Source organism: Stenotrophomonas sp. YJH_SMC_46, from assembly GCF_059370315.1.
In genome coordinates this window covers 552,300-565,487 of the sequence record NZ_JCAFTO010000002.1, presented here as the reverse complement: position 1 = coordinate 565,487, position 13,188 = coordinate 552,300, and the positions used below count along the sequence as shown (strand labels likewise).

Below are 13,188 nucleotides of genomic sequence, written 5' to 3'. Positions count from 1 at the left end.
CTCGGCTCTACACGAATCAGGAGCAGGAAGCGCGGCGGCTAGCCGTAGCCGCCGTGCACCGGGTTGTGGCTGCGCACCGCCATCACCAGGCCGAAGCCGGCCAGCAGTGACACCGCCGAGGTACCGCCGTAACTGATCAGCGGCATCGGCACGCCCACCACCGGCAGCAGGCCGGAAATCATCCCGCCGTTGACCAGTACGTAGACGAAGAACGCCAGTCCGGTGGCCCCGGCAAGCAGGCGCGAATAGGAATCGCGCGATTGGCTGGCAATCCACAGGCAACGCCCGATCACCAGCAGGTACAGCGCCAGCACGGTGGCCACGCCGATCCAGCCGAATTCCTCGCTCAGCACCGAGAACGCGAAGTCGGTGGTCTGCTCGGGAATGAAGTTCAGGTGCGACTGCGAGCCCTCGCCCCAGCCCTTGCCATCGAAGCCCCCGGAACCGATCGCGATCTTCGACTGGATGATGTTCCAGCCGGCGCCAAGCGCGTCCATTTCCGGGTCCAGGAACATCATGATGCGGTCCTTCTGGTACGGCCGCAGCAGCCAGAACCAGGCCACCGGCGCGACCGCGGCCACGCCGCCTACGCCCAGCCCGACCCACCACCACGGCAGGCCTGCCAGCAGCAGCACGAACACGCCACTGGCGGCGATCAGCACACCGGTGCCGAAGTCCGGCTGCAGCATCACCAGGCCGGTCGGTACGCCGATGATGACCAAGGCCACGAGCACGGTATTGAAGCGCGGTGGCAGCGGCATCCTGTGCAGGTACCAGGCCACCATCATCGGCAGGCTCACCTTCAGCAGCTCGGCCGGCTGCAGGTAGAAGAACTTCAGGTCCAGCCACTGCCGGCCGTACTTGCCGGTGCCGAGCACGAACACCGCCAGCAACGGAATCATCGAGATCGCATAGATCATCGGCGTGGCCGAGCGGATGCGCAGGATAGGCACGCGCGAGATGCCCCACAGCGCCGCCATGCCCACCGCGAAGCGCGCGCCCTGGGCCATCACCAGGCTGTCGCCTCCGGCACTCTTCAGGGTCGCCAGGCCGATCACCATCAGCGCGCCGAGGGCCAGGCACAGCACCCAGTCCAGCGTACTGAAGAAGCGGCGCAGCATGTCGCCGGCCCACCGCAGGAACACTCTCATCGGGCGGGCTCCGCAGGGGTCGGCCGTGGCGTGGCCGGCAACGCGGCGGCCTGCGCATCCGGCTGCGGCGCGGGTGCAGGCGCCGGTGCAGGCACGCCGATCAGCACCGGATGTTCTCCCACCTGTGCAGCGGCAAGGTCGCCGGCCTGGCGCGCGCTCGCGTCTTCGTTGTCGAACGCGGTGGCACCGATGGCAGTGGTGCCGCGCTCGCTGTCCAGCGGCTGCATGCCTTCGGGCATCTTGCCCAGCAGGTAGGCATCGAACACCTTGCGGGCGATCGGCGCCGCGGCTGAACCACCGTAGCCACCGCCTTCCACCGCCACCGCAATCGCGATCACCGGGTTTTCGACCGGCGCGAAGCCAACGAACAGCGCGCGGTGGCGCAGGTGCATCGGCAGGCTCTTCGGGTTCACTGCAGCAGTGCCCTTGCGGCTGATGACCTGTGCGGTACCGGTCTTGCCGGCCATCACGTACGGCGCACCCACCGCCACGCGCCAGCCGCTGCCGCCGGGCCGCATGGTCGCCATCATGCCCTCGCGCACGGCCTGCACGTTGTTGGGGTTGGGGCTGATCGGCTTGCTTTCGCCGGCCGGCATTGCCGTCCAGTCGCTGTCGAATCCTTCGCGCTGCTGGATCACCAGGTGCGGGGTGCGCAGCTGGCCGTCGGCCAGCGCGCTGACGCCGCGCGCCAGCTGCAGCGGGGTGACCTTCCAGTCGCCCTGGCCGATGCTGATGTTGACCGTGTCGCCCGGGAACCAGGCTTCCTTGCGGGTCTTCCGCTTGTAGGCCGGCGACGGCAGGATGCCGCCGATTTCGCCGGTGAGGTCGATGCCGGTCGGCTGGCCGAAGCCGTAGTACTCCATGTAATGGTCGAAGCGCTCGATGCCCAGGTCCAGCGCCAGCTTGTAGTAATAGGTATTGACCGATTCGGCGATCGACTTGCGCAGGTCGGTCCAGCCGTGGCCGCCGCGATGCGCATCACCCCAGCCACGTGAAGTGCCGGGCAGGTAGAACATGCCGGTGGACAGCACCTTGTCTTCCGGGCGGCGCACGCCCGAATCCAGGCCGGCCAGGCCGATCAGGGGTTTCAGCGTGGAACCGGGGGCGACGCCACCGAGCACCAGGCGGTTGAACTGCGGCCGCGACGGGTTTTCGTTCAATGCCTTGAAGTCGGCATGGGAAATGCCGTTGACGAACAGGTTGGGGTCGTAGGACGGCAGGCTGACCATCGCCAGCACTTCGCCGGTACGCGGGTCCATCGCCACCGCCGAGCCTTCCTGGTCGCCGAAGGCAGCCACCATCGCGCGCTGCAGGTCGGCGTCGATCGACAGCCGCAGGTCCGCACCGGACTGCGCGGCCACCCGGCCGATGGTGCGGATCGCGCGGCCCTGCACGTTGGTCTCGACCTGTTCATAGCCGACCCGGCCACGCAGCTGCTGCTCGTAATAGCGCTCCAGGCCGGATTTGCCGATGTGGGTCAGCGCGGCATTACCTTCGCCGAGGATTTCCAGATCCTTGTCATCGACGCGACCGACGTAGCCGATGATGTGCGCGAACAGATCGCCATACGGGTAGCGCCGGGTCAGGTAGGGTTCCAGCTCGACCCCCGGGAAACGCCAGCGGTCGACGGCAAAGCGCGCCATCTCCTCGTCGCTCATGCGCAGCTTCAGCGTGACCGGCAGGAACTTGCGGCGCGCCTTGCGCGACTTGTTGAACGCTTCCAGCTCTTCCGGGCTGATGCTGATGATCTTCGCCAGCCCTTCCAGGGTGGCGTCCATGTCCTTGACCTTGTCCGGGGTCACGTCCAGGCGGAACGCCGGCACGTTCTCGGCCAGCAGGCGGCCATTGCGGTCGTAGATCATGCCGCGCCCGGGCACCACCGGCCGCGGCTTGATGCGGTTGGCTTCCGAGCGCGTGGCATAGACGTCGTGGTCAAGCACCTGCAGCTTGAAGTACCAGCCGCCCAGCCCCAGCAGGCAGACCAGCACGCCCAGGAAACCGAGCGCCGCGCGACGGCGGAACTGCTCGGCTTCGGCGTGTGGATTCTTGACCTGGCGTCGCGGAATCATGGCTCAGCGCCCGCGCTTGCCGAAGCGCACCGCGTCCAGCAGCACGAACACCAGCGGCCACAGGCCCATGCCCAGCAGCGGGGCCCACCAGTACGACCACGGCAGGGTCGGTTCGCCCACTAGGATGTGCACCAGTGCGCTGACGATGCGGTCGTTGAACAGCAGGCCGCCGATGGCCAGCATCTGCTGCGACATCGGGAAGAAGCGGATGCGCGCGCGGAAGCGCTGCAGGATGAAAGCCAGCATCACCAGCCGCAGTGCCTGTTCGCCGAGGACACCGCCGTACAGCAGGTCGGCGATGACGCCGCTGGCGAAGGCGATGCCCAGGCCGACGCGCTCGGGCGCTTCGATGACCCAGTACGCCAGCACCAGCGCCAGCCAGTACGGGCGCAGCGGCTGCAGCAGCGCCGGCAACGGCAGCAGGCCCAGCAGCAGCGCCACCACCAGGCTGGCCGGCAGCACCCATGGCTTGTCGCGCAGGCGGCTCATCGCTGCGCCTCCGGCGTGGTCGGTTGCCGGCCAGCGGCCGGCACTACCGGAGCAGCAGGATCAGGGGAGGATGCGGGGGCAACAGACCTCGTTTGCGACGAGGGCTGTTGCCGGCCAGCGGCCGGCACTACCGGGGCGCTGACCGGAGCTGGCGTCGTTGCCGCTGGCGCGGTTCCCACGGGCACGGTGGCGCCGGTGGCCGGGCCACCCGGGGCGGTTTCTTCCAGCTGCAGGCGCAGCTCCGGCGGAATGCGGATCGCCGCGCCCGGGCGCAGCAGCAGCACGTCGCGGCCGCGGTCGAGCTGCGCCGCCGGCTTCAGTTCGCCGACCAGGAACGCATGGGTGTCGTCCGGTCGCAGGCCGGTGATGGTGCCGACCGGGAAGCCGGCCGGGAAACGACCGCCAAGACCGGAGGTGACGATCTCATCGCCCACTTCCACCCCGGCGCTGAGCGGAATATCGCGCAGTTCCAGCGTGTCGCCGCGGCCATAGACGATCAGGCGAACGCCGTTGCGGGCCACGGTAACCGGCACGGCATGGTCAGGGTCGGTCAGCAGCAGCACGGTAGAGGTGCCGCCGGTGACGCTGATCACCTGGCCCATCAGGCCGCCGGCGTCGATCACCGCCTGGCCGACATGCACGCCCTCGCGGCTGCCGGCATCGAGTACCAGGCGCTGTTTGACCGGGTCCAGGTCGATGTCCAGGATCGGCGCCAGCTGCACGTCCAGGCCACTGCGCTCGGCCACGTTCAGCAGTTCGCGCAGCTGGGCATTGTCCAGTGCGGCGGTCTGCAGGCGGGTCAGGCGCGCGTTGGCCAGCAGCAGCTGGTTGCGCAGTTCGCGGTTCTCGGCGACCAGCTGGCTGTGGCTGGCGGCAGAATCCTTGACCTGGTTGCCGAGCTTGCCGGGCAGGCCGGCCAGTGCCCAGACCGGCTGCACCAGGCTGTTGGCCTGCTCGCGCAGGCGCGCCAGCCAGCCGGCCTGGTCATCGAGCACGATCAGCGTGATGGCCAACGCGAGATAGGCCAGCAACCGCAGGGGGCTGGCGGCATCACCGGATCGGGAGGCGACGGGAGGACCGGCGTAGGGCGGCACGGCAACGATTCAACTGGCAGAAGGCGGAAGGGAAACACGCGGGCGCCCCGCCGGTGCCGGCCCGCCATCACGGCGGGCCGCACCCCGGAAGGGCGCGGCGGGCAGGAACGGCCGGGACGGCTTATTCCGGCGCAAAGAACTCGTTGCCGTGCATGTCCACCAGCTCCAGCGCACGACCGCCGCCGCGGGCCACGCAGGTCAGCGGATCGTCGGCCACCTGCACGTGCAGGCCGGTTTCCTCGGAGATCAGGCGGTCCAGGTCGCGCAGCAGGGCGCCGCCACCGGTCAGCACGATGCCGCGCTCGGCGACGTCGGCGCACAGTTCCGGCGGGGTCTGCTCCAGCGCCAGCTTCACCGCGCTGACGATGCCCGACAGCGGTTCGTGCAGGGCCTCGAGCACCTCGTTGGAGCTGATCTTGATCATCTTCGGCACGCCCTCGGCGAGGTTGCGGCCGGAGATTTCCATCTCGATCACTTCCGCCTGCGGGTAGGCGCAGCCCAGCTCGACCTTGATGCGCTCGGCGGTGGCTTCACCGATCAGCATGCCGTGGTTGCGGCGCACGTAGTTGGTGATGGACTCGTCGAAGCGGTCGCCGCCGATGCGGACCGAGGCCGAATAGACGATGCCGTTGAGCGAGATCACCGCCACTTCGGTGGTGCCGCCCCCGATGTCGATGACCATCGAGCCACGGGCTTCGGTGACCGGCATGCCGGCGCCGATCGCGGCGGCCATCGGCTCTTCGATCAGGAACACGTCACGGGCACCGGCTTCCTCGGCCGATTCCTTGATCGCGCGGCGCTCGACCTGGGTCGAACCGGCCGGCACGCAGACCAGCACGCGCGGGCTCGGGCGCAGCACGCGCGACTTGTGCACCTTCTTGATGAAGTGCTTGAGCATCGCCTCGGTGTAGGTGAAGTCGGCGATGACGCCGTCCTTCATCGGGCGGATGGTGGTGATGTGGCCCGGGGTACGGCCCAGCATCTGCTTGGCTTCGGCGCCTACGGCTGCCACCGAGCGGGTGCCACCGATGGCACGGTCCTGGCGCACGGCCACGACCGATGGCTCGTTCAGTACGATCCCCTGCCCGCGCACGTAGATGAGGGTGTTGGCCGTGCCCAGGTCGATGGACAGGTCGTTGGAGAACATGCCACGGAGTTTCTTGAACATCTGAGGAAGGAGTCCTGAGGGGTGTCGTGCCCGCCGCGGGATGGCGAAAAAATGGGCAGAAATCGAGGCCGACAAGCCTAGCAACCCGCCTGCCGCCGAGCAAGGAAAAAACTAGCTGAACCCGCGTCTTCACAGGCTTTCGGCCTGATCAGGTCTCACCCGGTTCTGGCCCTGAGCGGCACCAGCGGGTAACCTTTGCGCCGTCGGGCGCCCAAGGGCGCCGTTTGCTTGCCCGCTGAACCGGGCCGGCCCACCCCAAAATTCACCGCATAGGCTTACATCGATGTCCGCTCTGATCTGTGGTTCTCTTGCCTTCGACACCATCATGGTGTTCCCGGACCAGTTCAAGAATCACATCCTGCCGGACAAGGTGCACATCCTGAACGTGTCGTTCCTGGTCCCACGCATGCGCCGCGAGTTCGGCGGCTGCGCCGGCAACATCGCCTACAACCTGCACCTGCTGGGTGGCCAGCCGATCCCGATGGGCACGGTGGGATCGGACTTCGGCCCGTACCGCGAGTACTTCGAAGGCCTGGGCATCGACCTGTCGCGCGTGCGCGTGATCGATGAGCTGTTCACCCCGCAGGCGTTCATCACCACCGATCACGACAACAACCAGATCACCGCCTTCCACCCGGGCGCGATGATGCGTTCCTACGAGAACCACGTGCGTGGCGTGCCGGGCGTGACCCTGGGCCTGGTCGGCCCGGACGGCCGCGAAGGCATGATCCAGAACGCGCAGGAATTCCACGAGGACGGCATCCCGTTCATCTTCGACCCGGGCCAGGCCATGCCGCTGTTCAACGGCCCGGAGCTGCGCGCGTTCATCGATCAGGCCGACTACGTGGTGGTCAACGACTACGAGTCGAACCTGCTGCAGGAGCGCACCGGCTGGGACGAAAAGGAGATCGTCAGCCGGGTCAAGGCCTACATCACCACCCGTGGCCCGAAGGGTGCGGTCATCCACACCCCGGAAAAGAGCTACGACATCCCGCCGGCGCACGAGCGCCGCGTGGTCGACCCGACCGGCTGTGGCGACGCCTTCCGCGCCGGCCTGATCTACGGCATCCAGAAGGGCTACGACTGGCTGACCATCGGCCGCATGGGCAACCTGATGGGCGCGCTGAAGGTCGAACACCCGGGCACGCAGAACCAGCGCTTCACCTTCGATGAGTTCAACGAGCAGTTCAAGCAGCAATTTGGCTACGCGCTTAGCGCGTAACCAAATTGCTCGCGCATTCCACCTTATCCCCGCGCCTTCGGCGCGCCCCCTTGAACAACAAGGGGGCTTTCCAGCCGATGCGCTGCTGGGAATGCTGTTGGTAGGTGTCGACCTTGGTCGACACACTGTTTGATTCCTGTAGAGCCGAGCCATGCTCGGCTTGCGCGCGCCAGCGCGATCTGACCGGAGAGCAGCCGAGCGTGGGCTCGGCTCTACATCATCAGGCGCCCTGCCAGGCAGCCAACAAGGCGCGGCAATCGGCGAAATGCCAGTCGGCACGGCCCGGCCACGGATTTTCCGGCAGATTGACCAGCACGGTGTGCGTGCCTGCGGCACGGCCGCACTCCAGGTCATAGGCGTGGTCGCCGACCATCACCGCCTCCTCAGCCCCGGTCCCCCAGCGCCGCAGATGCTGCCGCAGTCCATCCGGCGAGGGCTTGGGCACCGCCTCATCGCGGCCGATGATGTCGGCGTCATCGAACAACGCCCCGACCCCGATCGCCTCCAGCGTCAGCTTCGCCAATGCATGATCGTTGCGGGTCAGGATGCCCAGCCGGCAGCCCGCCGCCGACAGTGCGCGCAGCAGCTTCACCGCACCCGGTGCCGGCAGTGCATCCTGGGCCAGCGCGCGCTCATGATCCAGCAGCCACGCGCGCTTGGCCTGCGCCGGTGCGTCCGGCAAGGCCGCAATATGGTCAAGGATGTCTTCCTCGGCGGCAATCTGCAGCGCGCGGCGGATCGCGGCGAAATCATGCACGGCGACGGTCAGCGTGCCATCCAGGTCGAACACCCAGTGCCGGATCGCGGACAACGCGTGCACTGCGCTGCCCGCCGCAACCCTTACTGCCACCACTGCGGCATGCGGCTGGCGTCGACGCCACCGGTTTCGAACACAGCGGTGCGGGTGCCACCGGCCTTGACCGGGAACTCGATGCTGATCGATTTGCCCTTGCGCGCCAGCTTCCACAGCGCCTTCTGATCGGTGATGAACAGGGCGATGGCTTCATCGGTCTTCGGGCGCCACGCGGCCATGGAAATCGGCTTGCCGTCGTCCACGGTCACTTTCACCGTGCACTGCGGGCAACGGAAATCGCCGGCCTGCAGCACCAGGTACGCATGCCGCTTCCACTCCGGATGATCGCGGAACACCAGCTGCACCGGCTTGGCGCCGCTGCCATCCACGTCCACCCGTTCCTTGCTGTAGATCTGCGCCGAAACCTGGTTGCCCTTGTTGCCCACCGGGATCTGGTTGTACTGCCACAGCGCCTGCATGCGGCGCAGGTCGCGCGCGGCATCGCCCTTGGCCTTGACCTCGTCGAAGCCTGCGGCGATGCGCTCGGCGGCCGCGGTGTCCTTGTACTGGTCCAGCAGCGAGGCGCCGTGCAGGCGCGCGCGCTCCCAGTCCTGCGCGGCCACGGCCATGTCGTACTGCTTGGCCACGTCTTCGGCCTTGGCCTCCTTCTGCGCCTGCACGGCGGCTGCGGCGGCTTCCTGCGCCTTGCGTTCTTCCTCGGGGTTGCTGCAGGCGGCCAGCGCCAGCGTGCAGGCGGTGAGCAGGATCAGTCGTTTCATGGCGGAGGTCCTTTGCGAGTGCATCCCGATTCTATCGGCAGCGAAAAGCGGATACACCAACGGCGGGTTTCCCCGCCGTTGGTGGTGAAGCAGTGACCGGTTGCCGGCCAGCGGCCGGCACTACCGCTTACTTGGCTTCAGCCTTGGCCAGCATGTCCTGGACCGAGGCGGTGGTGATCGGGTGGTAGCCCGGCTTGGCCCTTTCGAAGGCCTGCTTGGCCAGCTCCAGCCCCTTCGGGGTCTTCACCAGTTCGGCGTAGATCGGCAGGATCAGCTTGCGACGGCCGACGCGCTCGATGAATGCCGCCGCGCCTTCATTGGCCTGCTCGTAGCCGCTGCGGATCGCCAGCGGGTACCAGCGCATGGCGATTTCGCCATTCGGGGTGCCGGTGAAGTGGAAGGCCTTGTCCAGCGTGGCCAGCTTGTCCAGCGGCTGGGTCGCGCCCAGGCCGTCGATGAAGCGCACCCATTCCTGGGTGCTCCAGTCGGCGATGACCTGGCTGCTGGGCACGGTGCCGGCGCTGGCAAAGGCGATGCGTGCGGTATCGACGCTGCTGAAGTTGCGCGACTGCGCCTTGGCCGCAAACGCCGGGATACCCGGCTCGTCCAGCCATGCCTTCAGTTCGGCCTCGGTCACTGCCGACGGATTCTTCGGCAGCAGGTTCTTCTTCATGTAGTCGACGAACTGGTCGGTGTTCGCGCTCTGGAAAGCATGGTCATCGAACCAGCCGCGCAGGAACGGATCGAAGGTCTCGCGGCCGAAGCGCTGCTCCAGGAACTCCAGGAACCATGCACCCTTGACGTAGGCGACCTGGCTGAGCGCTTCGTCGGGGTCGCGCTCGTTCAGCGGCGGCAGCGCCAGCGCCTGGTCGGCCGGGCTCATGTCCTTCACTTCGGCCAGCAGGTCGGTCTGGTCGATCTGCTTCTCCATCTCGGCCATCTCCTTGCCGTACAGGGCTTCGGTGATGCGGCCCTGGACGTAGGTAGTGAAGCCTTCATTGAGCCAGATGTCCTTCCAGCTGGCGTTGGTCACCAGGTTGCCCGACCAGCTGTGCGCCAGTTCATGGGCGACCAGCGAGACCAGCGACTTGTCGCCGACGATCACGGTCGGGGTGGCGAAGGTCAGGCGCGGGTTCTCCATGCCGCCGAACGGGAACGACGGCGGCAGCACCAGCATGTCGTAGCGGCCCCAGCGGTATTCGCCGTACAGCTTCTCGGCGGCACCGATCATCTTCTCGGTGTCCTCGAATTCCTTGGCGGCCTTGTTGACCATGGTCGGCTCGGCCCAGACGCCGGAGCGGCCGGAGATCGGCTCGAACACCAGGTCGCCGGCCGCGATGGCCAGCAGGTAGGACGGAATCGGCTGCGGCATCTTGAAGGTGTAGTCACCGTCACGCGCGGCCTTCGGATCGTTGTCGGCGCTCATCAGCACCATCACGTCCGGGCGCGAGACCACGTGCGCGCTGTAGGTGAAACGCACGCTCGGGGTGTCCTGCAGCGGCACCCACGAACGGGCGTGGATGGCCTGCGACTGGCTGAACATGAAGGGCAGCTTCTTGCCCTCGGTCATCGACGGTGCCAGCCACTGCAGGCCCGAGGCGGTCGGTGCGGTGTGGTAGGTCACTTCCACCTTGGCCGGCTGTTCCGGGGCCTCGATGGTCAGCTTGCTGCCGAACACCTTGTCGGCCGGGGCCAGTTCGAACTTCAGCGGGCTGCGCGCGCCGTCGGCGGCAACGGCCTCGACCTTGGACACGGTCAGCTCGCGGGTGTCGAGCACCAGTTGCCTGGCGTCCTTCTGTTTCCATTCCAGGGTGTAGGTGGCGGTACCGCCGATCTGCTTCTGGTCGAAGTCCAGCTTCAGATCCAGCGCGATGTCCTTGATGACGACCTTGTCCGGCTCGGCGTACGAGCTTTCGTCGTGGCTGCGGTTCTCGGCGTTCACGGGGGCGGCAGGGGCCTTTGCGGCAGTCGGGGCGGCGGCGGGCGCGGCCGCCTCCTGGGAGCAGCCGGCGGCCAGGGCCACGGCCAGCGGAAGGAGCATCAGCGGATTACGCATGAATCGGGACCGTTACGGGGATCAAACCCCAATGGTAACTCCCTCCGGCCGCGCAGGCGTTGCGCGGTGCGGGGTAATGGCGGCCCACAGCACCGGTAGTGCCGGCCGCTGGCCGGCATCCGCACGGACGATGACCGGGCACGGGGATGCCGGCCAGCGGCCGGCACTACCCGGACACCGGGCTTACAGCTTGTAGCCCGAGTGGATCGAGACGATGCCGCCGGTCAGGTTCTTGTAGTGGCAGCGCTCGAAGCCGGCCTGCGCCATCATCGCCTTCAGTTCGTCCTGCGGCGGGTGCTTGCGGATGCTCTCGGCCAAGTACTGGTAGCTGTCCGAATCGTTGGCGAACAGCTTGCCCAGCTTCGGCAGGATCTTGAACGAGTGGAAGTCGTAGATGGGCTTGAACCAGTCCGCGGTGACTTCGGAGAACTCCAGCACGCGGGCCTGGCCGCCCACCTTCAGCACGCGGTACATCTCGCGCAGGCCAGCGTCCTTGTCGGTCACGTTGCGCAGGCCGAAGGCAATGGTGACCAGATCGAAGCTGTTGTCCGGGAACGGCAGGGCTTCGGCGTTGCACTGCACGTAGTCCAGGCCGAGCACCAGGCCGCGGTTGGTCAGGCGGTCACGGCCGACCGACAGCATGCCGGCGTTGATGTCGCCCAGCACCACCGAGCCCTCGGCGCCGACGCGCTCCTTCAGCAGGGCGGCGATGTCGCCGGTGCCGCCGGCCAGGTCGAGCACGCGGTCGCCCGGCTTCACCTGCGCGGTCGCCACGTAGTAGCGCTTCCACGCCCGGTGCACGCCCAGGCTCATCAGGTCGTTCATCAGGTCGTAGTTGCGCGCGACCGAGGTGAACACCTGGCCGACCAGCTTCTGCTTGTCCTTGGCGGCGACGTCGCGGAACCCGAAATGGGTGGTACCGGCTTTGTAGGGGGATTCGCTCATGGCCCCGATTATCGCACCGCCGGGGGCCAGCGGCACCCCCTGCCCGTATCATGGCGGGCCACGACTTACCGGAGCCCCGCATGATCACCACGCCCGACTACCAGGCCCTGCTGCAGACCGCCATCGCCGAAGCCCGCCAAGGCCTGGCCGAGGGCGGCGTGCCGATCGGCGCGGCCCTGTACCACAACGACGGCCGCCTGCTTGGCTGCGGCCACAACCGCCGCGTGCAGGAAGGCGACCCGTCGGTGCACGGCGAGACCGATGCGTTCCGCAAGGCCGGCCGCCAGCGCCGTTACCAGGACACGATCATGGTCACCACCCTGGCACCGTGCTGGTACTGCTCTGGCCTGGTGCGCCAGTTCAACATCGGCACCGTGGTGGTGGGCGAATCGCGCACCTTCCAGGGCGGCATCGACTGGTTGCGGGAAAACGGCGTCAACGTGATCGACCTCGACAACCAGGAATGCGTCGACCTGCTCGGCGATTTCATCAGCCGCCATCCGGACATCTGGAACGAAGACATCGGTGAATGAGCCACACACCGTCATCCGTTGAACCCGTTTAATGAACGCTTCAGTGCCGCCACCTCTTAGTGCGGATAGCGTTTGCGGCCATTGAAGTGACCGCGCGCACAGTCAGCTGGACTGCGTGCACACACTGCGGTAACACCCCACCCGGCTGACACGCCTAGGGTGGGGTTACCGGGGCTCGTTTCCCCGGCGGAGCCAGCCATGTGCGCGCACGCCGTACGACTTACGCCCGACCCGATCCTCGAATCCATCCGCGAACGCCTGCAGCAGCACTTCGCGCTGCACCGGCGCAGTGCGTCGTTCTGGAGTGCCTACCAGGGCCTGCAGCTGGAACTGGTGCGCGGCCAGCCACGCGATCACGAGCGACTGTGCAACGCGATGGCCACCATGGCCGAGCAGATGGGGGCGGTCGAGCACGCGCAACTGATCAGCAATCGCCACACCGGCTCCACATCCCGCTGACGCGGCATGCACCGGCAGATACGCCACACTCCGATGAACCCCCACTCCCTTTCCACTCAACCGAACTGGATTGTCATGCACGCTGAATTCCCCACCATTCCTCCGGTCATCAACGTAGACGCCGAGCTTGACCACTGGCGCCGCCAGCATGCCGAGGGCGCACTGCCGCACAACTCGTTCGGCTCCTACGTGCCGTGGATCAAGTTCGCCTGTGATTCGCTGATCACCCAGCCGCGCGCCAGCGAGGCCGAACGTGACGAAATGTTCCAGACCCAGTACGCCCTGCAGATCATGCCGCGGCTGAGCGAAGCACAGGCCCGCGAGTTCGTCGACCTCTGCTGGCAGCACGTCTATCAGAGCAGCCCGGTGCGCAGCCTGCAGGCGCCACGACTGCAACGCATGCGCGCCTGACGGCCGCTGCACGGCGCCT

13 protein-coding genes are annotated in these 13,188 nt (G+C 67.2%); 4 read left to right on the top strand and 9 right to left on the bottom strand.

The genetic code is table 11. The annotated features are described in order from the left end of the window. Positions 1–38: 38 nt before the first annotated feature. The 5 genes from rodA to AC5P8C_RS07615 all read right to left on the bottom strand — a co-directional run bounded on the left by rodA (position 39) and on the right by AC5P8C_RS07615 (position 5,971). Entirely contained in the window at positions 39–1,151 is a 1,113-nt protein-coding gene (rodA, locus tag AC5P8C_RS07635; RefSeq protein WP_019660682.1) for a rod shape-determining protein RodA, read from the bottom strand. Next, entirely contained in the window at positions 1,148–3,220 is a 2,073-nt protein-coding gene (gene mrdA, locus AC5P8C_RS07630; protein ID WP_021204560.1) for a penicillin-binding protein 2, read from the bottom strand. The genes rodA and mrdA overlap by 4 nt, the downstream gene beginning before the upstream one ends. A 3-nt stretch (positions 3,221–3,223) precedes the next feature. Then, a complete protein-coding gene (gene mreD, locus AC5P8C_RS07625) occupies positions 3,224–3,709 on the bottom strand; it encodes a rod shape-determining protein MreD (protein ID WP_019660684.1) in 486 nt (161 codons plus the stop codon). Beyond that, on the bottom strand, positions 3,706–4,803 hold the full coding sequence (gene mreC / locus AC5P8C_RS07620) for a rod shape-determining protein MreC (RefSeq protein WP_049481455.1): 1,098 nt from the start codon (positions 4,801–4,803) through the stop codon (positions 3,706–3,708). Before mreC ends, mreD begins: the two co-directional genes overlap by 4 nt. Before the next feature lie 121 nt (positions 4,804–4,924). Next, positions 4,925–5,971 (bottom strand): rod shape-determining protein, encoded by a 1,047-nt coding sequence (locus tag AC5P8C_RS07615; RefSeq protein ID WP_005419402.1) that lies wholly within the window; start codon positions 5,969–5,971, stop codon positions 4,925–4,927. A gap of 283 nt (positions 5,972–6,254) precedes the next feature. Between AC5P8C_RS07615 and AC5P8C_RS07610 the strand changes: the two genes are divergently transcribed. After that, entirely contained in the window at positions 6,255–7,193 is a 939-nt protein-coding gene (locus AC5P8C_RS07610) for a carbohydrate kinase family protein (protein WP_019660686.1), read from the top strand. A gap of 220 nt (positions 7,194–7,413) precedes the next feature. Here AC5P8C_RS07610 and AC5P8C_RS07605 read toward each other — a convergent pair whose 3' ends face one another. The 4 genes from AC5P8C_RS07605 to ubiE all read right to left on the bottom strand — a co-directional run bounded on the left by AC5P8C_RS07605 (position 7,414) and on the right by ubiE (position 11,766). Then, positions 7,414–8,046: an HAD family hydrolase gene (locus AC5P8C_RS07605; protein WP_019660688.1), complete on the bottom strand. Its 633-nt coding sequence runs from the start codon at positions 8,044–8,046 to the stop codon at positions 7,414–7,416. Next, a complete protein-coding gene (locus tag AC5P8C_RS07600) occupies positions 8,034–8,765 on the bottom strand; it encodes a hypothetical protein (RefSeq protein ID WP_019337678.1) in 732 nt (243 codons plus the stop codon). The genes AC5P8C_RS07605 and AC5P8C_RS07600 overlap by 13 nt, the downstream gene beginning before the upstream one ends. Before the next feature lie 127 nt (positions 8,766–8,892). Next, positions 8,893–10,821, bottom strand: a complete 1,929-nt coding sequence (locus AC5P8C_RS07595) for a M1 family metallopeptidase (protein ID WP_019660689.1) — start codon at positions 10,819–10,821, stop codon at positions 8,893–8,895. 183 nt (positions 10,822–11,004) lie between these two features. After that, positions 11,005–11,766, bottom strand: coding sequence for a bifunctional demethylmenaquinone methyltransferase/2-methoxy-6-polyprenyl-1,4-benzoquinol methylase UbiE (gene ubiE, locus AC5P8C_RS07590; protein WP_019660690.1), 762 nt, complete (start codon positions 11,764–11,766; stop codon positions 11,005–11,007). An 80-nt stretch (positions 11,767–11,846) separates the two neighbouring features. On the opposite strand from ubiE, the gene AC5P8C_RS07585 reads away from it, so the two are divergent. The 3 genes from AC5P8C_RS07585 to AC5P8C_RS07575 all read left to right on the top strand — a co-directional run bounded on the left by AC5P8C_RS07585 (position 11,847) and on the right by AC5P8C_RS07575 (position 13,169). Further along, the gene (locus tag AC5P8C_RS07585) at positions 11,847–12,299 is read left to right on the top strand and encodes a nucleoside deaminase (RefSeq protein WP_005419409.1); all 453 of its coding nucleotides are present in this window, start codon (positions 11,847–11,849) and stop codon (positions 12,297–12,299) included. Between the two features lie 198 nt (positions 12,300–12,497). After that, on the top strand, positions 12,498–12,758 hold the full coding sequence (locus AC5P8C_RS07580; protein WP_019660691.1) for a hypothetical protein: 261 nt from the start codon (positions 12,498–12,500) through the stop codon (positions 12,756–12,758). Between the two features lie 75 nt (positions 12,759–12,833). Then, a complete protein-coding gene (locus AC5P8C_RS07575; protein WP_019660692.1) occupies positions 12,834–13,169 on the top strand; it encodes a hypothetical protein in 336 nt (111 codons plus the stop codon). Positions 13,170–13,188: the final 19 nt, after the last annotated feature.